The organism is Bacillus sp. TH19, from assembly GCF_016651075.1.
GTDB lineage: Bacteria > Bacillota > Bacilli > Bacillales > Bacillaceae_G > Bacillus_A > Bacillus_A mycoides.
On the sequence record NZ_JAEKEO010000007.1, the window covers coordinates 787,381 to 807,584 of the forward strand.

Consider the following 20,204-nt stretch of genomic DNA (forward strand, 5'->3'; position numbering starts at 1 on the left):
ACTTAAAATGAGAGGGGGAGACATAGATTATGTCAAAAAACATTTTAATTGTTGAAGATGAAGATATTTTACGCGAAATATTAAAGGATTACTTTTTGAGTGAACAATATAAAGTGCTTGAAGCGAGAGACGGAAAAGAAGCTTTAGTCTTATTTGAAGAAGAAGAGGTCGATTTAGTTATACTTGATATTATGTTGCCGGAACTTGATGGATGGTCTGTTTGCCGAAGGATCCGTAAGACGTCCGGGGTCCCAATTATTATGCTGACGGCACGTGTAGATGAAGATGATACGTTACTTGGATTTGAGCTTGGGGCAGATGATTATGTTGCGAAACCATATAGTCCGCCTATTTTATTAGCGAGAGCGAAACGATTATTAGAAAGTAGACAAGCATCAAAGAAACCTTTAGAAAATGAAGATGATACGTTATCAATTCATGGCATTCACGTCCATTTTCCGTCACGTACTGTTACTGTTGATGAGGCAGACATTACTTTAACACATACAGAATTTGAAATATTAGCTTATTTCATGAAAAATCAAGGGATTGTTTTAACGAGAGAACAGTTAATTTCACGAATTTGGGGGTACGAATTTGCTGGCGATGATCGAACGGTTAATAGTCATATTCGTAATTTGCGAAATAAATTAGGAGAGAAAGCAAAGTACATTACAACTGTAGTGCGAACCGGTTATAAATTCGAGGGGAACATATGAGAAAAGGGATTGTACTTAAATTATTTACCCTTACAACAGCTCTATGTATGTTGATTTTAGCGACGATATTTATTGGTCAAACGATATTTTTTAAACAATATTATGCGAACCGAAAAGTAGAAGATATTAAAGTGAATTTAAATTCCTTTGAGAAGAATTATTTGAATTATGTAGGAAATGCAGAAGGAATTCAGAAGCTGGAGCAAGATTTTTTAAGAGAAAATAATACGTGGATTACGATATTAGATCAGAATGGGAATTTAAAACATGTGGATGATTTTTATTTTGAAGTAACGATAGACCGTAAGCAACAGAAGAGCTTTGGACAACAAATATTCAAGATTCCCTTAGGTAATCTCGTCAATATAGAGGAGATTGATAATAAATTATCAGAGAAGTTTTTAGGACAAGAAATTTATTTTTCTGGAGTGAGAAAAGAAGAAAGTTTTATTCCATTCTCTTTCTCGTTAGGTAAGCAAAATTTAAGTGGATCTAATAAACCGTTAGAAAAAGCATTTAATGAGAAAATGATTAAATTAGATCAGGAGAAAAAGAAAGCAGCTGAGGAACAAGTTGTTAAGGAAAAGAAGCCGGCCGTTCAGGAGCAAGCTGCTCAGGAATTAGATGCTTTCATAGTAGGACGTGTTACGAAAGTACAGTTCCCCGATGTAAAAGGTCCTGTGAATCCAATTTATAAAAATAGTTTATTCTTAGATAGCATAAAAGAATTTCAAACTGATTTATTATTAAAAGAGAATAATCATATACAGTATTCAACACAAATAATGGACTATGAAAAAAATGATATAAAATATAAATTATTAATTAAACCAAAAAAAGAAAAAGACGGATCGGTAACATATATATATGCGATGGCTTCTTTACAGCCTGTAGATGAGGCTGTACAAATGGTGCAAGATTATTACATCTATATTGTTGCATTTGTAGTCATTCTAATTTTTCTAGCTTCGTTTTATTACTCAAAACAAATTGCAAAACCGCTACTAAAAATAAATGATACAACGAAGAAAATAGCTCATTTGGATTTCACAGAAAAAATTCCGATTACTTCAAAAGATGAAATTGGTGATTTATCGCAAAATATTAATACATTATCTAATAAACTACATTCACATATTGGACAGTTAGAACAAGATATTGAAAAAGAAAGAAAGTTAGAAAACACAAGGAAAGAATTTATTGCGGGTGTATCGCATGAACTAAAAACGCCGCTGAGTATTATGAAAAGCTGTATTTTCATTTTAAAAGATGGGGTAGCTGAGCATAAGAAAGACTACTATTTTCAGGCGATGGAAAAAGAAGTAGACAAGATGGATATACTAATTTTGGATATGCTTGAATTAGCTAAATTTGAGTCTGGCACATATAACATGAAGATGGATTCTTTCTATATAGATGGAGTGATTGAAGAAATATGTGAACAGCTTTCAGCGGAGATAGAGAAAAAAGAACTGAGTGTGCACAAACATATATGTCCAGCAGAAGTGATTGGGAATCAAAATAGAATTGAACAAGTAATTGTGAATTTTATTACGAATGCAATACGTTATACACCAGAAAAAGAAGATATTATTATTTCCACAATAGACGGGAAGGATCATATAAAAGTATGTATTGAAAATAAAGGTGCTCACATTGAAGAAGAACAATTAGATAAAATTTGGGATCGTTTTTATCGCGTGGATGCGGCAAGGAAACGTTCACAAGGTGGAACAGGGCTTGGTCTTGCAATTTCAAAGAATATTTTAGAATTGCACGATGCTGAATATGGGGTGAAGAATACCGAAGATGGTGTGTTATTTTACTTCTATTTACCGAAAAAAGCGTAGACAATACTATCTACGCTTTTTTAATTTATTTTCATATTATCTTTACCTAATCTTTATTTTGGAGCAGTATAATTTGAATAGAAAATGAGGTTATGTAAGGAGTCGATGAACCGTGCATAGCAATTGGCTAAGTATAATGGTATTTATTTTCTTTTGTGCATTTATTGTATTTTTAATTGATATTACGATGTGAAAAAAGAGCGCTAAGTTAAGCGCCCTTTTTTTGTGAATTTATTTGATAAGCACTTATGCTTTTGAATAATCTTGGTGAAGTGATAAATAAAAATATAAGTAAAACGGTACATAGAATATAGGAACCAATCATTGTGCTACCGTTAAATATTAAAGAATATAGAATAGCTGATTGACCTTTCGGTGCATATTGTCCCCAGAAAATAATACCGGCAATAAAGTGACAGAAGTAACGAGCTAGACTACCGATAAAAGTAGCAATGATAATGTATCCAATTACTTTCTTTCCTTGGTTTTGTTTTGATGAAGGCTTATCTTTACGGCTACTTAAGTTTGATTGTTCGTTTCCATTCTTATTAGATGCTAGAAGTGCTTTTTGAATTGGACGATAGAATAAACCAGCAAATCCAATGAATGCGAAAGCAACGAAGTATTCAATGATTACTTGAATTGGTGTGACGATAATGGCATCGCCTACGACAATTTGTAATAATCCCCAAATTAAGCCTCCTAAGAAAGCCATTTTGAAGCCCCAGCGGTATGCGATAATAAAGATAGGAATCATAGCGAATGAGATGGAACCGCCTGTTGCTGATATTTTGATTGAAAGTGGTAAAATATCGATGACCAAGGCGAAGGCTGCAAGAATAGCAGATTCGATCATCGCTTGTAAATTGGTGTTACGCATGTTGTCTCCCCCTATATCCAAGTTGCACAAAAAAGAACATTATCATAGGAGGATACGAAATACGTAAATAAGAAAGAGGTATGTATTTCGGACGTTTGCACAATCCCTGCGATAGCATTAACTAACAGGTTCTAAGGGTCGGAACGAAGTGTTCCCTCTCAGCGATAAGGCTCCCCCTGCGATAACGAGATTCTTTATTTGCTATTGTTTATTGTAAGCGAAATGGATGAGAATGGCAAATGAACCTAGTATGACAATGTTTGAAATAGAATTGTAGCGAAATGTTAATAAATATGAAGCGAAAGGGTATAGTACAAGAGAAATAGATTATGATATAATTTTTTTGAAAATAATTATCATTCTCTTCTGAGGGGGAAGGTTATGAGCTTAGTAGATATTAAAATTGGTGAGAAAGTGTTAGTAAAAAGTATTCAGTCGTTAGATCAGTTATTAAAGCGTAGACTAGCTGCTTTTGGTCTTGCGGAAGGAAGCGAACTTCGCATAAAACAGAAAGCGATGTTTAAAGGTCCTTGTACATTGGAGTGTCGTGGGCAGTTAATTAGTATTCGTCATTGTGACGCGAAAATGATAAAGGTGGAATTAGCGTGAATAAAGTTGCTTTGCTAGGGAATCCGAATACAGGGAAAACATCATTATTTAATGCACTTACCGGTTCTTATGAGTATGTAGGAAACTGGAGCGGTGTAACAGTAGAAAAGAAGGTTGGTAAATTAAAAGATAAGCAAGGAACATTAATTGATTTACCAGGCGTCTATGATTTGAATCCAGTTTCACGTGATGAAGGTGTCGTTACGAATTTTCTACTAACAGACGAATTTCATCATATGTTAAATATAGTGGATTCCTCGCAATTTGAGCGAAATATGCATTTAACATTGCAATTACTTGAATTTGGTAAGCCCGTTTCAATTGGTTTAAATATGGTTGATGTGGCAAAGCAAAGAGGAATTGTGATTAATGTAAAACGGTTATCAGAAATATTAGGTGTAACAGTCGTTCCTGTCATCGCAAGGACCGGAAAAGGCTGTGAAGAATTACTTACTACTCTTCATGAAGAGAAACAAAAAGAGAAAAAGCCATTTGTTATTTCATATGGTGTACAAATGGATGAAGAGATTGGAGAGATAATTGCTCTTTTAGAGACAGCGAATTATGAGCATCCGAGGTGGTTAACCCTTCAATTTTTAAGCAATAACGAAGTAGTAGAAAAAGAAATGAAAGCATTACCAATTTATAAGGAACTTATAGCCATTCGATCTCGTTTAGATGGAAAACTTGATTGTACGTTGGAGGAGCACATTTACAAAACTCGTGAAGCGTATATTGAAAAGTTAAAAACAAATGTTATGCAGCATGAGAAAGAAGGAAAAATTCCTTTTTCGGAAAAAATCGATCAGTTAATTACACATAAAATTTTAGGACTTCCAATCTTTTTAGCAGTTATGTTTTTTATTTTTCAGGTTACGTTTACGTGGATTGGTACACCTTTATCGGATATGCTTGATGGATTTTTTGGCGGACAACTTACTGATTGGGTTACAGCTGGGCTCACAAGTGTTGGCGCTTCTGACTTTATTCAAGCGCTCGTTACAGAAGGTATTATTGCTGGCGTTGGTGCGGTATTAGTATTCGTTCCACAAATCTTTGCACTATTCTTCTTCATTTCATTATTAGAAGACTCAGGATATATGGCACGAATTGCAGTTGTTATGGATAGAATTATGGAGTTTTTCGGTTTAAACGGAAAGGCGTTCATTCCGATGATTATCGGCTTTGGATGTAACGTTCCAGGTATTATGGCAGCGAGAACGATTGAACAAGAGAAAGAACGTTTACTTACAGTTCTTGTAACACCATTTATGTCTTGTTCAGCACGTTTACCTGTATATGCACTATTTGCGGGAGTTTTCTTCCCTAATAGTCAGGCAACTGTTGTGTTTTCTTTATACGTTGCAGGTATTTTTCTTGCGTTACTTGTTACAAAAATTATGTCTCTTACTATTTTAAAAGCGGAAAAATCTATTTTTGTCATTGAACTACCACCTTACCGTGTGCCGCAAGCGAAAACGTTATGGCTGAGCACGTGGGAGAAAGGTAAAGGATTTGTTCGTAAAGCGGGTACATTCATCTTCGGTGGTTCTGTTGTCATTTGGTTATTAAACTATGCAGGTCCATCAGGATTTGGTGTTGATATGGGAGACAGTTTCTTAGCGATGATTGGTGGATTTATTGCACCACTTTTTGCACCGCTCGGTTTTGGAACGTGGCAAGCTGCGGCATCCCTTTTAACAGGATTTTTAGCGAAAGAAGTTGTCGTTTCTACGATGGCAATTATTTATGCGGTTAAAGAAGATGTGCTAGGAAATGTAATGGGAGCACATTATACTGCGCTATCAGCCTATGCATTTATGTTCTTTATTTTATTATATGTTCCGTGCTTAGCGACAGTAGCTGTTATTAAACGTGAAACAGGATCGATGAAATGGACAGTTTTCTCTGTCGTTTATCCGCTCGTTGTTGCTTATGTATTAACGCTCATTATATACCAAGTTGGGTCCTTACTCGGATTCTAGAAGGAGATGTATCGCGGTGATGGTCAATATTATAATTGGAGCTATCATTTTTGGTTATGCAGCATATACGTTAGTTAATTTTGTAAAGAGAAGTAAAAAGGGAAAATGCGCAGCATGCTCTTTAAGTAAGTCATGTCAGTCGCAAACTTGTAGTCCAGATATGGAGCAAATTGCTCAGAAATAGAAAAAAGCTTTGCGAATTTCGCAAAGCTTTTTTGTTTACTTTTTAATTTTTACAAGTTGTGATGCTTCTACTCCATTTGCTCCAGGTAATTCTTTGCTAGGGTCTTTATCAAATTTTAGAATACCTACAGATTTTTCTTCACCTTTTACATTTCCATATGCTGCGTCATCAACGATGGCAAACATATCTCCATAAGAACGGCCGTCACCGATAATTGTGTTACCTTCATATTTTAATTTCGCTCCATCAAATGTAGCATTTTCAACTTTCTCTTTTGCAAATAATACACCTTGTTCTGCTGTTACAGTTGGTAACTTATCAATTGCTTTTGTGTCATCATTTTTATCGACTTTTTTAAGTAGTTCTTTCTTAACGAGTTCTTCACCAGTTTTCTTATCCATTACAAGTACTTTTTTACCTTCAAGTGTTGCAACTTTCATTTTATATACATCTTTTTCTTTTACATCTTTTTTGTTTTTATCTGCGATTTGCTGAACTTGATCTTCCGTTCCGTATAATACTAAGCCGTTCGCTTTTTCTCCTAATAAAGAACAACCTGATAATGCTCCGAATGCAATTGCTGCTGCTAATCCGATTCCTACTAATTTTTTCATGATGATTTCTCCTTTTTATATGTTTTATAGTAAATACAGTTTCTGTATTAGTCCTTACATTATGAGAAGCTTTTTTGTTATTCCGTTGCTTCTGGTATTAGTGTATAAGAAATGTTGAAACGTAACTATCGAGTTAGCTTACAGTAACATTACAATTATGTAATTTAGTGAAATTGCGCAAAAATAAGTTGATTTTGGAGGTAGAAATAATAAGGATATAGTAGGAATACAATATTATATCTGGAATGTCATATTATATTGGCTGTATTTTGGAAATAACATGTAAGGACATATTAGTTTTGTTATAATAAACACATAGGTTGTAAAAATGAATATTCTTACTGAAAAGGGAGATTTTTAATTTTCCAAGTAGTGAATTTGAAATATGAGGTATATCATAGGAGGAATTTGGATGTCTGTATTTAAACGATTAAGAGATTTAACAATGTCGAATGTGTATTCATTAATTGAAAAAGCTGAAGATCCAGTTAAGATGACGGATCAATATTTACGCGATATGCAAGCGGATGTACAAGAAGCTGAGAAAAGTGTAGCAGCTCAAATCGCACTTGAGAAGAAATTCAAAATATTATTTGAAGAGCAAGAAGCACTTGTGAAAAAACGTGAAGAGCAAGCTCATATGGCTGTTCAAGCTAGCAACTTAGATCTTGCGCGCCGTGCTTTAGAAGAAAAACAAAATGCAGAGCAAAAGATGAATGAGTATAAAGCGAGCTATGAGCAAAACAAAGCAGCTGCTGATAACCTTCGTCTTAAGCTAGAAGAAATGCGTAAGCAATTAACAGAGCTGAAAAATAAACGTGAAACACTTGTTGCACGTGTAAATGCAGCGAAAGCACAAAAGAATATTAATCAGGCGATGTCTGGATTTGATTCAAATTCAGCAAAAGCTGGTTTAAGCCGTATGGAAGAGAAAGCACTTCAATTAGAGGCTGAAGCAGAAGCAAGCGGTGAAATTTACAAGAAAGAAAAGTCGTTAGATGATGAATTCGCAAGCTTAAACAAAAATTCTGTTGTTGACGATGAATTAGCTCGTATTATGAAGCAGTACGAGAAATAATATAGAATAGACAAAGAAACCGACATGTCTGAAGAGAATTCATGTCGGTTTTCTATTACTTTTTTAGAGGAGGTTTTGTAATGACGTGGATGAATGTTTTAGCTATGCTTGTATGGACTGGAGCGAGTGCGGTACTTTTATTTGCAATTATGTGGGTTGATTCGATTTTTACAAAATACAATGATTTAAAAGAAATGAAAAATGGAAATACAGCAGTGACAACGCGTTTCGTTATGAAATTATTTGCGCAAGGGTACATTTTATCTCAATCTATAACGAAAGCGAATGACTTATGGCAAGCGCTTCTTGCCTCAGCAGTTTCATTCGTTATTTTATTAATTGTAGAAATGTTCATTGAGTTCGTGTTAAAGAAAATGTCTGGTTTAGATTTAGAAGAAGGAACGAAAGAAGGCAGCGTAGCGCATGCGTTGTTAGCTGGTTCATTACATATCGTTGGTGCACTTATTTTAGGTGCTTGTTTATAAAGAGAAAAGGAGGGGTAGATTGTGAGTTTATTTAAACGTATTAAAAATATAATGAAGAGTCCGGAGCCGCCGAAGCCAGAAAAGAGTCTTTTAACGTTGGCTCCTGGCGATATGATTGAAGTCTCGTTAGTCATGTACGAATTAACTGGGAAAACGAGCATGCATTCTCGCAAGGAGATTATTTTAACTTTGCAGGATGGGAAAGATATTCGTTATTTGAAAATCGAAGACCGTGAAAATACGTATTACAAATTGTATACACCGATTGATGGTCGTTTAGATTCAATCGATGAAATTCCGACGACGATTGAAATGGATGATATAGAGTATCATATGGAAGAACAATATAATGGACGTGTTGTTGTTATGGGGAAAACACCATTTGCTGCTTCAGAAGAACAGTACGTATGGGAATTCCAATCTGATAACCGTAAATTATTACGTGTTGAATGGCAAAATGGTCGCACAATGATGTATGAGGGAGAAGTAATTATTCCTGCTGATGTACAAATCATAAGAGCAACATAAGGGGGGCGTAATCATGTCAAACCGATTGTTTACCATGATTAAATCGTTCGTAATCCCTATACTTGCTATCGTTACATTACTTGTTATTGCCGGTTATGCTTTATCGGGCTGTCAAAGTGGTCAGGCGAAGTCAATTCAGGACCGTTACCCACTAGAGTCTGTCGCAAAGGATGGTAAACAAGAATCTTACGTGTATAGGGCCGCCAATCGGTCAGTTCCTGAAGTTGCAAAGGAACTTATAGCCGAAAGGAAACCGAAGCAAGCATCTAAAGAAGACGAAAATCAAATGTTCCTCGTTTATTCTGATAAAATGTATAATTTACAAAAGGATAAAGAGAAACCATCTGATACGTTAATTGAAATAAGCAATGAAGAATTTGTCCGTCAAAATTACCAACCATCCTTCTTACAAGGATATATCATGGGGAGTATATTAAACGATATATTCGGTTCACGCAAATCATCATACGGTGATTATCGCGGATATAATGACAGACAAAATCATAAACCGGTGATCCCGGAAAGACCACCTACGAAAGAGGAAAAGAAAACCCCGCCTCCAATTACGAAGGAAGGGAAAGGATCCATTATTAAGCGAGGCGATAATGTAGATCCGAAATCATCTGTAGGTGATAAAGGAAGTATTACGGAAAAAGGAAGTAAAACGACGCCACCGCCTTCTACCGGAAGCAAAGGGAAAATTACGAAAAATCCGGGTGGATCGAGTGGATCTGATGTGAAGCCGAAATCATCCATTAAAACCCCACCAAAGAATACGTCGCCCCCGAAAACAAGGGTTGGCGGTTCAGGGAAAATTATGAAGAGAAGATAGTATAGAGACCGAAAAGTGGAATTTGCTTTTCGGTCTTTTTATTATGGGAATTAATTCCTTATAGCTGGTACAATTAAGTTATAAGGAGGAGATTATTATGAGTATATATAAAAGGTTTAGTTTGATTATGTTCCTCGTCTTATTCCTCAGTTTGTTTATTAGCACAACGATGAAATTTCACTTTATCCCGCATTAACGGGCAGTAAAACTCCCACCTCAAAATTCGGCTGGAGCAAAGAAGTTAGGTGGGAGATCAACTGCCCGTAAACGCCCGATTGGTTCAACTAATAATCAGTGGGGGATGAACAAAACCCCCACTGATTATAGTTTCACTTTATAGTAGGTATTCTATGGATACTGTGTACATGTACTCTCTTTCTATATGTTCCGCTTCGCTTTCAGCATGAAGTGCCCGCCTTTCAAAAGTACGTCGATTGGATTAAAAGCGGGGGAAGATGGGGGGAGTAAAATATATCAACGGTTTTTCGATTATATCTATCGTAGCTCAAAATATATCAACGATTCGAAAAGGAATATCGATTTACCAACTTCATAATAAAAAGAGGGTGTACCAATATTTTGGCACACCCTCTTTTTTCATAATGATTAATGAATATCACGTTTCTTAAAGTTACCGCCCTTTACTTCAGCTACGTCATACACTGTAATAAAGGCATTAGGATCGATTTCATTAATCAGGTCCTTCATTTTACTTTCTTCTAAACGGTTAATTACACAAGAAATTTCTTTGAATTTCTCTCTTGAATAACCACCGTATACTTCGTTATACGTTGCGCTTCGGCCTAAACGATCGCGAATTGTTTCTACCATTAATTCAGGCTCTTTCGTGATGATTTTAAATGTTTTCGAACCACTTAAACCAACTTCAACAATATGAATCACTTTCGAAGCGATAAAGTAAGCAATTGCCGAAAGGATAGCCCCTTGAAGACCAAATACTGTTGAAACAAAAATAAAGACAAACATATTTAAGAATAAAATAAGGTCACTTGTTCCAAAAGGTAACTTACGAGAAAGTAATACAGCTAGCATATCGATTCCATCTAATGCGCCGCCGTTACGTAATGCTAGTCCCATACCAAAACCGATAATAATACCACCAACAACTGTAACGAGTAATGTATCACCTTCAATAATAATTGGTATTCCGTGCATGACAACGGTACCTATTGCTAATGAAGCAATCCCGATAATAGAATAAATTGCAAAACTTTTACCAATTTGTTTATATCCTAACCAAACGAAAGGAATGTTAATAACTGCGATTAGAGCTCCTAATGGCAATCCAAATAATCTTGAACTAACGATACTTAAACCAGTCACACCACCGTCTGATACGTTATTTGGAATTAATACCGATTCTAATCCGTACGCTGTGATAAATGCCCCAATAATAATCATCAAAGCTTTTGAAGCGATTTTCAGCTTATTGGGCTTACTCTTGATCATTTTTTTCATATAATTTCCTCGTTTCAAACTAGTTTCTTTTTCTTACATGTTTGCTAATCAGTTCGATTCATGCCTAACAACCATTTTAACATTATATTTGAAAAAATTCTCCTTTAATGGATGTATGCAGGGAATATTATCACCATAGTACCATTAAAATATTTTTGAAATTCGTATAAGAAATCCCATCCTTTTAAAGGATGGGATGTTGTTAAGAAAGTATAAAACTAACGACTGTTAGGAATAAAGCGAAACCTAAAATAGTTCCACATATTTTCATATGGCGCTTACGCCCCATAACGACAATTGCGACATATTCGCGAATCATTGCATTAGGCCAGTAATAAAAGGCTGTTTTTGATCCGATTCCTTGGCTATTAAGACCAGCTTGTCTTGCATATATGCCAGCACGGAAAAGATGGAAATTATTCGTTGTAAAAATACTTTTATACTTACCTTCTGGTTTTAAAGAATCCATAATTTCTTTAGAGAACGACATGTTTTGATATGTGTTTACAGAACGATTTTCTTGTACCGTATGTTCAATCGGAATTCCTTTTTCAACAGCGTAATTTTGCATCGCTTCTGCTTCCGGAAGACCTTCATCAGGCCCTTGCCCACCAGAGAAAATGATTGTTGGTGGTGTATTCACAGCGGCTTGCTTCCAATAAAGGTCGATTGCTTTATTAATGCGACTTGCAAGTAAGGGTGGCACTTTGTCATTAATTAAGCCGCTACCAAGAACGATGATGAAATCTTGATTACGTCTCGGTCTATTGAATTGGTATAGAAAATAAGCGCTTAAGAAGTTAGATAAATGTATAAAGAAATACATAGTTATAAGAGAAATCGCAGCAAAAATAAATTGAAAATGTGCAGAGAATAAACTTGCTGGATTTATGATAGAGAGCATTATAAGGAATAAAATCCCTAAAGCTGCGATTAAAGTTAAAGAATTTGTGAAGCGTCGTCCTTCTCTCTGCATTAAAATTTTTGCATTAAGAAATAGTCCAAACATTAAAGCGACTATAGCAAAAGGTATCATTACAATTAACGCTAGTATAGGAATAAGAACGATAAAATGTAAATTGTTATTACCAGACGCATATGAGGCTATAGCACAAAAGAATAGAAATGAACAGAAAAAGGCATTAAATAAAAAGCCATTTATTATTTTCCGTGGATCTTTTAAGTAAGAGATAAGAAAAATAATAAACAATATAAGAGGAATAATTCCAAAATACATAAATATAGTACACCTCAATTTTTATAATGTTTTATTGCATCCTTAATATTACATGATTTTGAAGATGTTGATAAAAAAATAACGATTTTGAATTTTCTCAACAACCGATATAGTTAAATATGGTAAAATATATTCAAAGTGATATGTTAAAAGTAAAATGGTTTAGAGGGCACTCTGTAGAGTGTCTTTTTCTTTGAAATATGTAATTTTGCATATTTTGTTCCTTTTTAATGAAAGAGGATTAAAATATAAATTGTGGATACATGCTATAAAGCAGAATTGTATACAAACATTAGCCTCTACTCTTTTTGTACCTAACAATCTTGTAACAATTCATGATTCTGTTTTCTAGTGTGTGTTTACGAAAAGCGGATGGGGTTTATATAAACAGGGGAAAGGGCGTCTTTTTAAAAGGCGCCTTTTTGTTGTTTAGTGTAGATAGTTATCACTGTTGATATAGTGGAAAATATCTATACTAAACATTAGCAATCTTCCGTATAAACATTATCAATTTACTATATATTCCAGCGATGTTAAGCTACATATGAAAGGCTTTCTTTTTCAAAATATTACCCCTAATAAATTTTTGAAAAAGTCAACTGTCTCCAAACTTGCCATTAATGCTTAGAGAAAAAGCACTCAATTTGAGTGCTTTTTCTTATTGAAACATGCTATTTTTGTAGGCGATGTTCATAAAATAAAAGTAACGAAATGAAAGTAGGTGATAAAATGCCAGCTATTGTGGAAGGGGTTATTATTGAGAACTGTAATGGGACAATTAACTTAGGTGATAAATATAACGTACATCCGATTGAAAAAACGAAAGCCTATAACGGATCAGGATCTTCAAATACGGGACTAAATGTGAGGACATTCAGTGGTATTAGTACGGCAGATGTAACGGATAACGATGTGTATGACCAAGTAATTCAATCTACGTTATAATTTTTATATGTAAAATTGCATAAAATGATGTGCTTGCCCTGTGATACAATTTAGTTGTGAGCTGTTAGTGATTCTTCTTTATCATAGTTGTTAGATTAGAAATGTAACATCTTATCGAAAATCATACGTAAAATAAAAAAGACACTTCGCTCGAAGTGTCTTTTTTATTTTAGTGATATCCTTTAGCAGAGTCTTTATGAATTTTATTTTTAAATATGCTGTAGCTCCAAAGCTGATATCCAATAACGATTGGTACCATGACGATTGCAACGAAGAACATAATTTTTAAGTTTAATTGACTACCAGCTGCGTTATATAACGTTGTACTGTATGCGTCGTTAATACGTGATGGTAACATTCTCGGGAACATACCTGTAAAACCAGTTGTCATAAACATTGCGATTGTTAAGCAAACGAATGTGAATGCAAGGCCGATTTTATGTTTGTACACCATAATAAGTGTGAGTACACTCATTAACATTGCAAGTACTGGAAGAATGAATAGTACAGGATATTCCGTGAAGTTTTGGAATAAATTTGTACGATTTGCAGTTGCGACATAGAAGATAGCTAAAATGATAGCAGCTGCCATTGAAAATGGTCTTGCGATTTTATAAGCACGATCAGATACTTCGCCAGTTGTTTTAATCATAATCCAAAGGGCACCAGATACGACGAATATAGCAGTGAAGAAAAGACCACCTAAAATACCATAATGGTTTAGTAAGCTAAGTAAAGTTCCTTCATAACCATCTTTTCCGATTTGCAGCCCGTAATACAGGTTAGCGAATGTAACACCGAATAAGAAGGCGATTAGGAAACTACCAATTGTAAATGCCCATTTACAAGTTTTTTGCCAAATTGGTGAATCGTCTTTATGCATAAATTCAAGTCCAGCGGCACGAGCAAATAGTGCAAGTAATACTAAAAATAGTGGTGTATATAGGTAGCTAAACATATTTGCATATGTGACTGGAAAGGCAGCAAATGTTGCACCACCAGCTGTAATTAACCATACTTCATTACCACCCCAGAACGGGCCGATAGCTTCTTGTAATTGATTTCGTTCTTGTCGGTCTTTCGCAACGAATGGGAAAATCATTCCGTTACCGAGTGCGTATCCATCAAGAATGAAGTAAACTGTCCAAATTACGCCCCATAAACCGAACCAGATGATTGCAAGCATATCATGAGACATGAGCTGTACCTCCTTCAGTAGCAGGTTCTTCTAATACAGCGGGTCCTTTTTTCGCGAACTTCAGCATTAAGTATACGTCTGCAATTAAGAGTAAAGTGTAGAACAATATTAAACTAATTAATGAGAACCAAATTTGTGGAACTGATATAGGTGACACGGATTCTGCTGTACGCATTAGTTTATAAACTGTCCACGGTTGACGACCTACTTCAGCGACAATCCAGCCAGCGTTAATTGCGATATATGGAAGTAAAACAGACCACATTGTAATTTTTAAATAGCGTTTTGAGTTTTCTAGCTTTCCTTTACGGTTTAAATAGAAACCGTACCAAGTTAATGCCATAAAGAACATGCCAAGTGCAACCATTAAGCGGAAGCTATAGTACACGAGGTTAACATTTGGACGATCTTCTTTCGGAATATCTTTTAAACCAACAATTTCTCCATCAAATGAGTTTGTATAGAAGAAACTGCCGAGTTTTGGAATTGTAAGTAGTTCAAAGTTCTTTTCATTTTTTACATCAGGAATTTGAATGATTGAGAAACCTTGTCCTTTTCCAGTGTCCCAAACTGCTTCCATCGCAGCTCCTTTTGCTGGTTGATACTTAGCCGCTGATACACCAGATTGATGGCCCATAAATGGTGTAATTGTTGCTGCGAATAACCCTAACATTAAACCAAACTTAAATGATTTTTTGAAGAATTCCACTTCATTTTTACGTAGTAAGTGATATGCACTAATTGCCATAACGAAGAAAGCACCGACAATATAACAACCAATTACAGTATGGAAGAACATATTCCATGCATATGGATTTGTAACAAGTGCCCAGAAGTCATTTAATTCAGCGCGGCCGTTACGTACTACATACCCAACAGGATTTTGCATGAATCCGTTTGCAGTAATAATCCAAAGGGCAGAAATATTTGTTCCAAGTGCAACCATCCACATACAGAAAGCACGGAATTTTGGTGAGATTTTGTCTTTACCGAATAACCATATTCCCATGAAAGTAGATTCTAAGAAGAAGGCAACGAGTGCTTCGATTGCGAGAGGTGATCCGAAAATATCCCCCATATATTTGGAGTACTCAGACCAGTTTGTTCCAAATTGGAATTCCATCGTAATCCCAGTTATAATCCCCATTACGAAGTTAATTGTAAAAAGTTTTCCCCAGAAATTTGCCATTTTGCGGTATGTTGGATTCAATGTGCGGGCGTATTGAGTTTCCATACATGCTACTAAAATAACAAGTCCGATTGTCAAAGGTACAAATAAAAAGTGATAAAAAATAGTAATTGCAAATTGAAAACGACTTAGTAACAGAACGTCGGACATAATAAATATTCACTCCTTTTTTACATTATCTACAATCAGTTTATAGTGAAAAAACGTTTAAAGTATGTGAGACTTGTTACAAAGGTGTGTGTATATTTTGAAAGAATTATGTCGATTATCTGAAAAAATCCTATTTTTACTATAAAGCAATATCCTTTTTGAGTTTTTCAAATTTTGGTACACTACATATGTAATGTAAATGAGAGAAAAGAGGGTTCTTTACTATGAAGTCATTAGAAGAGATTTTACAATACAATGAAAAATTCGTTGAAGAGAAAAAATACGAAGAGTATGAAACAGGAAAATTTCCAAATAAAAAAATGGTAATTATCTCTTGTATGGATACTCGTCTTGTTGAATTATTACCGAAAGCAATGAATATGCGTAACGGTGATGTGAAAATTATTAAAGTAGCAGGCGCTGTTATTTCACATCCATTCGGAAGTATTATGCGTAGTATTTTAGTCGCTGTATATGAGCTTGGAGCTGATGAAGTATGTGTTGTCGGTCATCATGATTGTGGTATGGCAAAAATTCAAGCAAGCAGTACAATTGAAAAAATGAAAGAGCGCGGCGTAACAGAAGAGAAATTAGATACACTTCGTTATTCTGGAATCGATTTAGAAAGATTCTTACAAGGGTTCTCTAGTGTAGAAGAAAGTGTAGAACATAGTGTGTCAATACTCCGCAACCATCCGTTACTTCCGGAAGAAGTACCTGTTCACGGTCTTGTTATAGATCCTGACACAGGAAAATTAGATTTAGTTGTAAATGGTTACGACAATTAAGAATTTACTTTGTCATCCTTTTTATCTGGGACAGGATCAAATCCTCCTGGATGGAAAGGGTGACATTTTAATATACGCTTACATGTAAGCCAAAATCCTTTGAAGGCACCGTGTTTTTGAAACGCTTCTAATCCATAATGAGAGCAAGTCGGATGAAAGCGGCACGTTGGCGGTGTCATCGGAGAAATGAACTTTTGATAAAAGCGTATAATACCGATAAAAATCTGTTTCATAATGGTCTCCTTTTCAGCATAGTCTTAAAGTATTATAGCACGACAGTACATAATACTTTACTAATGTGCATTTCCGTTATATCATATTGGATATAACGGAATTAAATTAAAAGCGGGAGAGATGTTGTATGCCATCAGTAGAAAGCTTTGAATTAGACCATACGATTGTAAAGGCGCCTTATGTAAGACATTGCGGAGTCCACAATGTAGGTAGCGACGGTATTGTAAATAAATTTGATATTCGTTTTTGCCAACCGAATAAACAAGCAATGAAACCAGATGTTATTCATACGTTAGAACATTTATTAGCATTTAATTTACGTAAATATATTGATCGTTATCCGCATTTTGATATTATCGATATTTCACCAATGGGCTGCCAAACAGGATATTATCTTGTAGTAAGCGGAACACCAACGGTTCGAGAAATTATTGATTTATTAGAACTAACATTAAAAGATGCGGTTCAAATTACAGAAATTCCAGCTGCAAATGAAACACAATGTGGTCAAGCGAAGCTTCACGACTTAGAAGGAGCACAACGCTTAATGAACTTCTGGTTAAGCCAAGATAAAGATGAACTTGAGAAAGTATTTGGATAGAAAGAAAAACTGCCTGTGAAAGGGCAGTTTTTTTTATTTTGTTAAGAGAAAACTTGCTCTTCTTTTTATGAAAGCATACTAGACACCCCAACATATAAAATAAAGGCAGAACCAAGAAAATAAACAAATGCTTTTGCTTTTTGCTGCTCTTTTATTTCATCGATTCCAAAAAGGATAAACATAATACTTAAAAGGATAAATACGAATGGTAACAGCATAGGGAGGTTTGCAAAGAGGTTAAGTAGAGCGAGAATGAGGGCAATAGTAGCTATTATAATTCGAATGTTTTTTAACATATAATCCTCCTTTAAATAGACAAATTAACGAAGTATTTCTGAGATACCTAGATATAAAACTGCTGCACCGACTAAAAAAACGAGTGTACTACTTACTTTTTTATGTTCCATCATTTCCTCTATACTTACAATGAAAGCCATACCGCCTAAAAAGATAAACATATAAGGCATAATTCCTCTATTTCCGGTAATAAAACCATAGATTGCTATAGATAAAGCGATAAGTGAAAAAGTAATTCGAACTCCTTTTAGCATAAAGAATCCTCCTTCTATTTTATGTATGTAATGATGAGAACAATCCAAGAGAATGCTCCAGCAACAATGCAAATAAATCCGGTTCCTGAATCCTTCTTTTTTATTTGCTCAATTGCGATGAGAAACATTAAAGCTCCTAATAGAAATTGTGAAAGTGGTAGAAAGTTATTTTGACCTGTATAGAGCCCAATTGCCGACATAATTATCACAGTGAGTGCGAGTGCGATGCGAAGTATACGAAGCATACTATGATTCCTCCTTATTATTTTTCGAGTAAGGGTTATCTTCGGGCTTATCAACAGAATGTTTATATGCGTAGCCTTTATTAATCGTCATAACGGAGAGTACTAATATGATCAGTACGATTATAATGCCGATAATTAATATTTTGAGCATGAAATCCCTCCTTTTCTTTATTTTACATAATTTTGTAATTGATGAAAACAATAGAAATTAAAAGGATGAAAGAAGGGTGTTACATGGAGAATAAAAAAACATATTATATATCAGTTGGAAATGGTCAAATTTCGCAAGTGAAGACGGCGGATACGTATAATTTTGAAATTTATGCAAATGACGAAGAGATTACGGAGTTAAGAGAGTATTTTGATCAAGCGTATGAAGAGGACTTAGGTTCGTATGTACGCTCCCACGTTCCATTCGTTGAGTATCATCACGATTCGAATAATGATCGATATGATGAACAACTACAAAAAGCATATAAAATGATTTATGATCTAGGGAATCATGAAACGAAAGAATTAGTCGCACAAATGGGAATAATCAATGGATTGTAATTGGATAATATTATGCAGAAAAGCGAGAATATGCTACAATTTGTGGTAGGAAAAACTTGTAATCATCAATAGGGGAGTAATGGCATGTACAAATTTAAAGATTATTACCACAACACTGTACAATTATCGTTTGAACGTTACCCATTTTCTCCTGAGCCAAAGCATGTTTGGGTTGTATGCCGGTACGGGGATCAATGGTTATTAACGCATCATTTACGCCGTGGTCTTGAATTTCCAGGTGGTAAAGTAGAACTCGGGGAAACACCGGAAGAAGCGGCAGTTCGAGAAGTTCATGAGGAAACCGGCGGCATAGTTTCTGATTTAACTTACTTAGGGCAATACAAAGTATCCGGAAAAGACAAAATAATCATTAAAAACATTTATTTTGCAACAATTAGTGCGGTAGAGCAACATACGCATTACGAAGAAACGAAAGGGTCTGTTTTATTAAAAGACATTCCTGATAATATTAAAACTGATAGAAAATTTAGCTTTATTATGCGCGATGATGTATTAGCGCGTACGATGAAACATATAGAAGAAATCGGCTGTTTTACGAAGTAAAGTGGCCGGTTTCTTTTTTGTGTTCAAGAATAAATGTAAACATATCTTTACATTATTTTGGGTATATTATACAATTTCGTAAAAGTATATTTACATTTTAGGAGGTGAAAAGGTGGATAACAGAAAAGAAACAACTGTCTCTGTTTCAATGGTTAAATTAAATGTTTATTCATTTTTTATAATATTCGCTCTGGCGATTGGAATTGGTTATTTACATGCGCTTTTTTCAGGCGAGTTTCAAATTGAAATTACATTGCCGATTATGTTTCTTTTGATTATTGGAATGATTATTCTCGTTTGTATTCATGAGGCAATACATTTAATTGGATTTCGTTATATCGGAGATGTTCCGTGGAGTGAACTAAAATGGGGCGTCAATTGGAAATTAGGTGCTGCATATGCTCATTCTAAACAGGTGATTACAGTAAAGCAAATGAAGACAGTGTTAATGCTTCCGTTTTTACCAACTGGAATTTTACCAATTGTATTGGGATTAGCTATGAATCTGGAGCCACTCTCATTTTTAGGGATTCTATTAACAGCAGGTTGTATCGGTGACATTGCTTTATATAAAAAAGTTTCAAAGTTTCCAGATGATGCGCTAGTTAAAGATCATCCGAGTAAACCGCAGTTTACAGTATATGAATAATAAAGGAAGAGGAGGCGTTTTTGAAAAATGGCCTCTTTTTTGTTTGTCAGCTTTTGTC

At 34.9% G+C, this 20,204-nt stretch carries 26 protein-coding genes and 1 riboswitch; of the genes, 15 read left to right on the forward strand and 11 right to left on the reverse strand.

Annotated features, from left to right (window positions below; all coding sequences use genetic code 11):
* Positions 1-29: 29 nt before the first annotated feature.
* Positions 30-719 carry a response regulator transcription factor gene (locus JFU54_RS07755; protein ID WP_000041840.1) on the forward strand — a complete coding sequence of 230 codons (690 nt, stop codon included), beginning with the start codon at positions 30-32 and terminating at the stop codon, positions 717-719.
* On the forward strand, positions 716-2,569 hold the full coding sequence (locus JFU54_RS07760; protein WP_201064144.1) for a sensor histidine kinase: 1,854 nt from the start codon (positions 716-718) through the stop codon (positions 2,567-2,569). Before JFU54_RS07755 ends, JFU54_RS07760 begins: the two co-directional genes overlap by 4 nt.
* Before the next feature lie 208 nt (positions 2,570-2,777).
* On the opposite strand, the gene JFU54_RS07765 is transcribed toward JFU54_RS07760, so the two are convergent.
* A complete protein-coding gene (locus tag JFU54_RS07765; protein ID WP_002129599.1) occupies positions 2,778-3,449 on the reverse strand; it encodes an energy-coupled thiamine transporter ThiT in 672 nt (223 codons plus the stop codon).
* Positions 3,450-3,534: 85 nt separating this feature from the next.
* Positions 3,535-3,636, reverse strand: a riboswitch (TPP riboswitch).
* Positions 3,637-3,830: 194 nt separating this feature from the next.
* On the opposite strand from JFU54_RS07765, the gene JFU54_RS07770 reads away from it, so the two are divergent.
* From JFU54_RS07770 to JFU54_RS07780, 3 genes are read left to right on the forward strand one after another with little or no spacing between them, the layout of a single operon-like run.
* Positions 3,831-4,058 carry a FeoA family protein gene (locus JFU54_RS07770; protein WP_000060510.1) on the forward strand — a complete coding sequence of 76 codons (228 nt, stop codon included), beginning with the start codon at positions 3,831-3,833 and terminating at the stop codon, positions 4,056-4,058.
* Positions 4,055-6,043: a ferrous iron transport protein B gene (gene feoB, locus JFU54_RS07775; protein WP_201064145.1), complete on the forward strand. Its 1,989-nt coding sequence runs from the start codon at positions 4,055-4,057 to the stop codon at positions 6,041-6,043. Before JFU54_RS07770 ends, feoB begins: the two co-directional genes overlap by 4 nt.
* A 16-nt stretch (positions 6,044-6,059) precedes the next feature.
* Positions 6,060-6,227 carry a FeoB-associated Cys-rich membrane protein gene (locus tag JFU54_RS07780; protein WP_033708410.1) on the forward strand — a complete coding sequence of 56 codons (168 nt, stop codon included), beginning with the start codon at positions 6,060-6,062 and terminating at the stop codon, positions 6,225-6,227.
* 35 nt (positions 6,228-6,262) lie between these two features.
* Here the strand turns inward: JFU54_RS07780 and JFU54_RS07785 are convergent, their stop codons facing one another.
* The gene (locus JFU54_RS07785; protein WP_002015756.1) at positions 6,263-6,841 is read right to left on the reverse strand and encodes a lipoprotein BA_5634 family protein; all 579 of its coding nucleotides are present in this window, start codon (positions 6,839-6,841) and stop codon (positions 6,263-6,265) included.
* A 412-nt stretch (positions 6,842-7,253) separates the two neighbouring features.
* Here JFU54_RS07785 and JFU54_RS07790 point away from each other — a divergent pair, with 412 nt between their 5' ends.
* The 4 genes from JFU54_RS07790 to JFU54_RS07805 all read left to right on the forward strand — a co-directional run bounded on the left by JFU54_RS07790 (position 7,254) and on the right by JFU54_RS07805 (position 9,764).
* Positions 7,254-7,919, forward strand: coding sequence for a PspA/IM30 family protein (locus JFU54_RS07790; RefSeq protein WP_002015754.1), 666 nt, complete (start codon positions 7,254-7,256; stop codon positions 7,917-7,919).
* Positions 7,920-7,999: 80 nt separating this feature from the next.
* Positions 8,000-8,404: a DUF350 domain-containing protein gene (locus JFU54_RS07795; protein ID WP_002089172.1), complete on the forward strand. Its 405-nt coding sequence runs from the start codon at positions 8,000-8,002 to the stop codon at positions 8,402-8,404.
* A 21-nt stretch (positions 8,405-8,425) separates the two neighbouring features.
* On the forward strand, positions 8,426-8,932 hold the full coding sequence (locus JFU54_RS07800) for a DUF4178 domain-containing protein (protein ID WP_002015752.1): 507 nt from the start codon (positions 8,426-8,428) through the stop codon (positions 8,930-8,932).
* A gap of 13 nt (positions 8,933-8,945) precedes the next feature.
* Positions 8,946-9,764, forward strand: coding sequence for a DUF4247 domain-containing protein (locus JFU54_RS07805; RefSeq protein WP_002129590.1), 819 nt, complete (start codon positions 8,946-8,948; stop codon positions 9,762-9,764).
* 606 nt (positions 9,765-10,370) lie between these two features.
* Here the strand turns inward: JFU54_RS07805 and JFU54_RS07810 are convergent.
* Complete coding sequence (locus JFU54_RS07810) at positions 10,371-11,243, reverse strand: YitT family protein (protein WP_033709525.1); 873 nt, start codon at positions 11,241-11,243, stop codon at positions 10,371-10,373.
* A gap of 202 nt (positions 11,244-11,445) precedes the next feature.
* Positions 11,446-12,480 carry a YdcF family protein gene (locus JFU54_RS07815; protein ID WP_201064149.1) on the reverse strand — a complete coding sequence of 345 codons (1,035 nt, stop codon included), beginning with the start codon at positions 12,478-12,480 and terminating at the stop codon, positions 11,446-11,448.
* A gap of 711 nt (positions 12,481-13,191) precedes the next feature.
* Here JFU54_RS07815 and JFU54_RS07820 point away from each other — a divergent pair.
* Positions 13,192-13,425 carry a spore germination protein gene (locus tag JFU54_RS07820; protein ID WP_002015747.1) on the forward strand — a complete coding sequence of 78 codons (234 nt, stop codon included), beginning with the start codon at positions 13,192-13,194 and terminating at the stop codon, positions 13,423-13,425.
* A 169-nt stretch (positions 13,426-13,594) separates the two neighbouring features.
* Here JFU54_RS07820 and cydB read toward each other — a convergent pair whose 3' ends face one another.
* Complete coding sequence (gene cydB / locus JFU54_RS07825) at positions 13,595-14,623, reverse strand: cytochrome d ubiquinol oxidase subunit II (RefSeq protein WP_201064150.1); 1,029 nt, start codon at positions 14,621-14,623, stop codon at positions 13,595-13,597.
* Positions 14,613-15,962 (reverse strand): cytochrome ubiquinol oxidase subunit I, encoded by a 1,350-nt coding sequence (gene cydA, locus JFU54_RS07830; RefSeq protein WP_201064155.1) that lies wholly within the window; start codon positions 15,960-15,962, stop codon positions 14,613-14,615. Before cydA ends, cydB begins: the two co-directional genes overlap by 11 nt.
* Positions 15,963-16,186: 224 nt before the next feature.
* Here cydA and JFU54_RS07835 point away from each other — a divergent pair, with 224 nt between their 5' ends.
* Positions 16,187-16,750 (forward strand): beta-class carbonic anhydrase, encoded by a 564-nt coding sequence (locus JFU54_RS07835; protein WP_002015742.1) that lies wholly within the window; start codon positions 16,187-16,189, stop codon positions 16,748-16,750.
* Here the strand turns inward: JFU54_RS07835 and yidD are convergent.
* Complete coding sequence (yidD, locus tag JFU54_RS07840) at positions 16,747-16,983, reverse strand: membrane protein insertion efficiency factor YidD (RefSeq protein WP_002112460.1); 237 nt, start codon at positions 16,981-16,983, stop codon at positions 16,747-16,749. The genes JFU54_RS07835 and yidD overlap by 4 nt on opposite strands.
* Positions 16,984-17,111: 128 nt before the next feature.
* Between yidD and luxS the strand changes: the two genes are divergently transcribed.
* The gene (gene luxS / locus JFU54_RS07845) at positions 17,112-17,585 is read left to right on the forward strand and encodes an S-ribosylhomocysteine lyase LuxS (protein WP_001141371.1); all 474 of its coding nucleotides are present in this window, start codon (positions 17,112-17,114) and stop codon (positions 17,583-17,585) included.
* A 65-nt stretch (positions 17,586-17,650) separates the two neighbouring features.
* Here the strand turns inward: luxS and JFU54_RS07850 are convergent, their stop codons facing one another.
* The 4 genes from JFU54_RS07850 to ytzI are packed head-to-tail and all read right to left on the reverse strand — an operon-like array spanning position 17,651 to position 18,532.
* Positions 17,651-17,881 carry a YczI family protein gene (locus tag JFU54_RS07850; RefSeq protein WP_040963128.1) on the reverse strand — a complete coding sequence of 77 codons (231 nt, stop codon included), beginning with the start codon at positions 17,879-17,881 and terminating at the stop codon, positions 17,651-17,653.
* Positions 17,882-17,905: 24 nt separating this feature from the next.
* On the reverse strand, positions 17,906-18,136 hold the full coding sequence (locus JFU54_RS07855) for a DUF3953 domain-containing protein (protein ID WP_012261875.1): 231 nt from the start codon (positions 18,134-18,136) through the stop codon (positions 17,906-17,908).
* A 14-nt stretch (positions 18,137-18,150) separates the two neighbouring features.
* Positions 18,151-18,381 carry a YczI family protein gene (locus tag JFU54_RS07860; RefSeq protein WP_012261874.1) on the reverse strand — a complete coding sequence of 77 codons (231 nt, stop codon included), beginning with the start codon at positions 18,379-18,381 and terminating at the stop codon, positions 18,151-18,153.
* Between the two features lies 1 nt (position 18,382).
* Entirely contained in the window at positions 18,383-18,532 is a 150-nt protein-coding gene (gene ytzI, locus JFU54_RS07865; protein WP_012261873.1) for a YtzI protein, read from the reverse strand.
* Between the two features lie 83 nt (positions 18,533-18,615).
* Here ytzI and JFU54_RS07870 point away from each other — a divergent pair, with 83 nt between their 5' ends.
* The 3 genes from JFU54_RS07870 to JFU54_RS07880 all read left to right on the forward strand — a co-directional run bounded on the left by JFU54_RS07870 (position 18,616) and on the right by JFU54_RS07880 (position 20,146).
* Positions 18,616-18,933: a hypothetical protein gene (locus JFU54_RS07870; RefSeq protein ID WP_002089150.1), complete on the forward strand. Its 318-nt coding sequence runs from the start codon at positions 18,616-18,618 to the stop codon at positions 18,931-18,933.
* Between the two features lie 84 nt (positions 18,934-19,017).
* Positions 19,018-19,497 carry an antimutator 8-oxo-(dGTP/GTP)ase gene (gene mutTA, locus JFU54_RS07875; protein WP_002015736.1) on the forward strand — a complete coding sequence of 160 codons (480 nt, stop codon included), beginning with the start codon at positions 19,018-19,020 and terminating at the stop codon, positions 19,495-19,497.
* Between the two features lie 112 nt (positions 19,498-19,609).
* Positions 19,610-20,146, forward strand: coding sequence for a DUF3267 domain-containing protein (locus tag JFU54_RS07880; protein ID WP_201053234.1), 537 nt, complete (start codon positions 19,610-19,612; stop codon positions 20,144-20,146).
* Positions 20,147-20,204 lie beyond the last annotated feature (58 nt).

Coding starts and splice junctions, on each gene's coding strand:
- JFU54_RS07755 (WP_000041840.1), top strand. CDS start 30: ATGTCAAAAAACATTTTAATTGTTGAAGATGAAGATATTTTACGCGAA.
- JFU54_RS07760 (WP_201064144.1), top strand. CDS start 716: ATGAGAAAAGGGATTGTACTTAAATTATTTACCCTTACAACAGCTCTA.
- JFU54_RS07765 (WP_002129599.1), bottom strand. CDS start 3,449: ATGCGTAACACCAATTTACAAGCGATGATCGAATCTGCTATTCTTGCA.
- JFU54_RS07770 (WP_000060510.1), top strand. CDS start 3,831: ATGAGCTTAGTAGATATTAAAATTGGTGAGAAAGTGTTAGTAAAAAGT.
- JFU54_RS07785 (WP_002015756.1), bottom strand. CDS start 6,841: ATGAAAAAATTAGTAGGAATCGGATTAGCAGCAGCAATTGCATTCGGA.
- JFU54_RS07790 (WP_002015754.1), top strand. CDS start 7,254: ATGTCTGTATTTAAACGATTAAGAGATTTAACAATGTCGAATGTGTAT.
- JFU54_RS07795 (WP_002089172.1), top strand. CDS start 8,000: ATGACGTGGATGAATGTTTTAGCTATGCTTGTATGGACTGGAGCGAGT.
- JFU54_RS07805 (WP_002129590.1), top strand. CDS start 8,946: ATGTCAAACCGATTGTTTACCATGATTAAATCGTTCGTAATCCCTATA.
- JFU54_RS07810 (WP_033709525.1), bottom strand. CDS start 11,243: ATGAAAAAAATGATCAAGAGTAAGCCCAATAAGCTGAAAATCGCTTCA.
- JFU54_RS07815 (WP_201064149.1), bottom strand. CDS start 12,480: ATGTATTTTGGAATTATTCCTCTTATATTGTTTATTATTTTTCTTATC.
- JFU54_RS07820 (WP_002015747.1), top strand. CDS start 13,192: ATGAAAGTAGGTGATAAAATGCCAGCTATTGTGGAAGGGGTTATTATT.
- cydB (WP_201064150.1), bottom strand. CDS start 14,623: ATGTCTCATGATATGCTTGCAATCATCTGGTTCGGTTTATGGGGCGTA.
- cydA (WP_201064155.1), bottom strand. CDS start 15,962: ATGTCCGACGTTCTGTTACTAAGTCGTTTTCAATTTGCAATTACTATT.
- JFU54_RS07835 (WP_002015742.1), top strand. CDS start 16,187: ATGAAGTCATTAGAAGAGATTTTACAATACAATGAAAAATTCGTTGAA.
- yidD (WP_002112460.1), bottom strand. CDS start 16,983: ATGAAACAGATTTTTATCGGTATTATACGCTTTTATCAAAAGTTCATT.
- luxS (WP_001141371.1), top strand. CDS start 17,112: ATGCCATCAGTAGAAAGCTTTGAATTAGACCATACGATTGTAAAGGCG.
- JFU54_RS07850 (WP_040963128.1), bottom strand. CDS start 17,881: ATGTTAAAAAACATTCGAATTATAATAGCTACTATTGCCCTCATTCTC.
- JFU54_RS07855 (WP_012261875.1), bottom strand. CDS start 18,136: ATGCTAAAAGGAGTTCGAATTACTTTTTCACTTATCGCTTTATCTATA.
- JFU54_RS07860 (WP_012261874.1), bottom strand. CDS start 18,381: ATGCTTCGTATACTTCGCATCGCACTCGCACTCACTGTGATAATTATG.
- ytzI (WP_012261873.1), bottom strand. CDS start 18,532: ATGCTCAAAATATTAATTATCGGCATTATAATCGTACTGATCATATTA.
- JFU54_RS07870 (WP_002089150.1), top strand. CDS start 18,616: ATGGAGAATAAAAAAACATATTATATATCAGTTGGAAATGGTCAAATT.
- mutTA (WP_002015736.1), top strand. CDS start 19,018: ATGTACAAATTTAAAGATTATTACCACAACACTGTACAATTATCGTTT.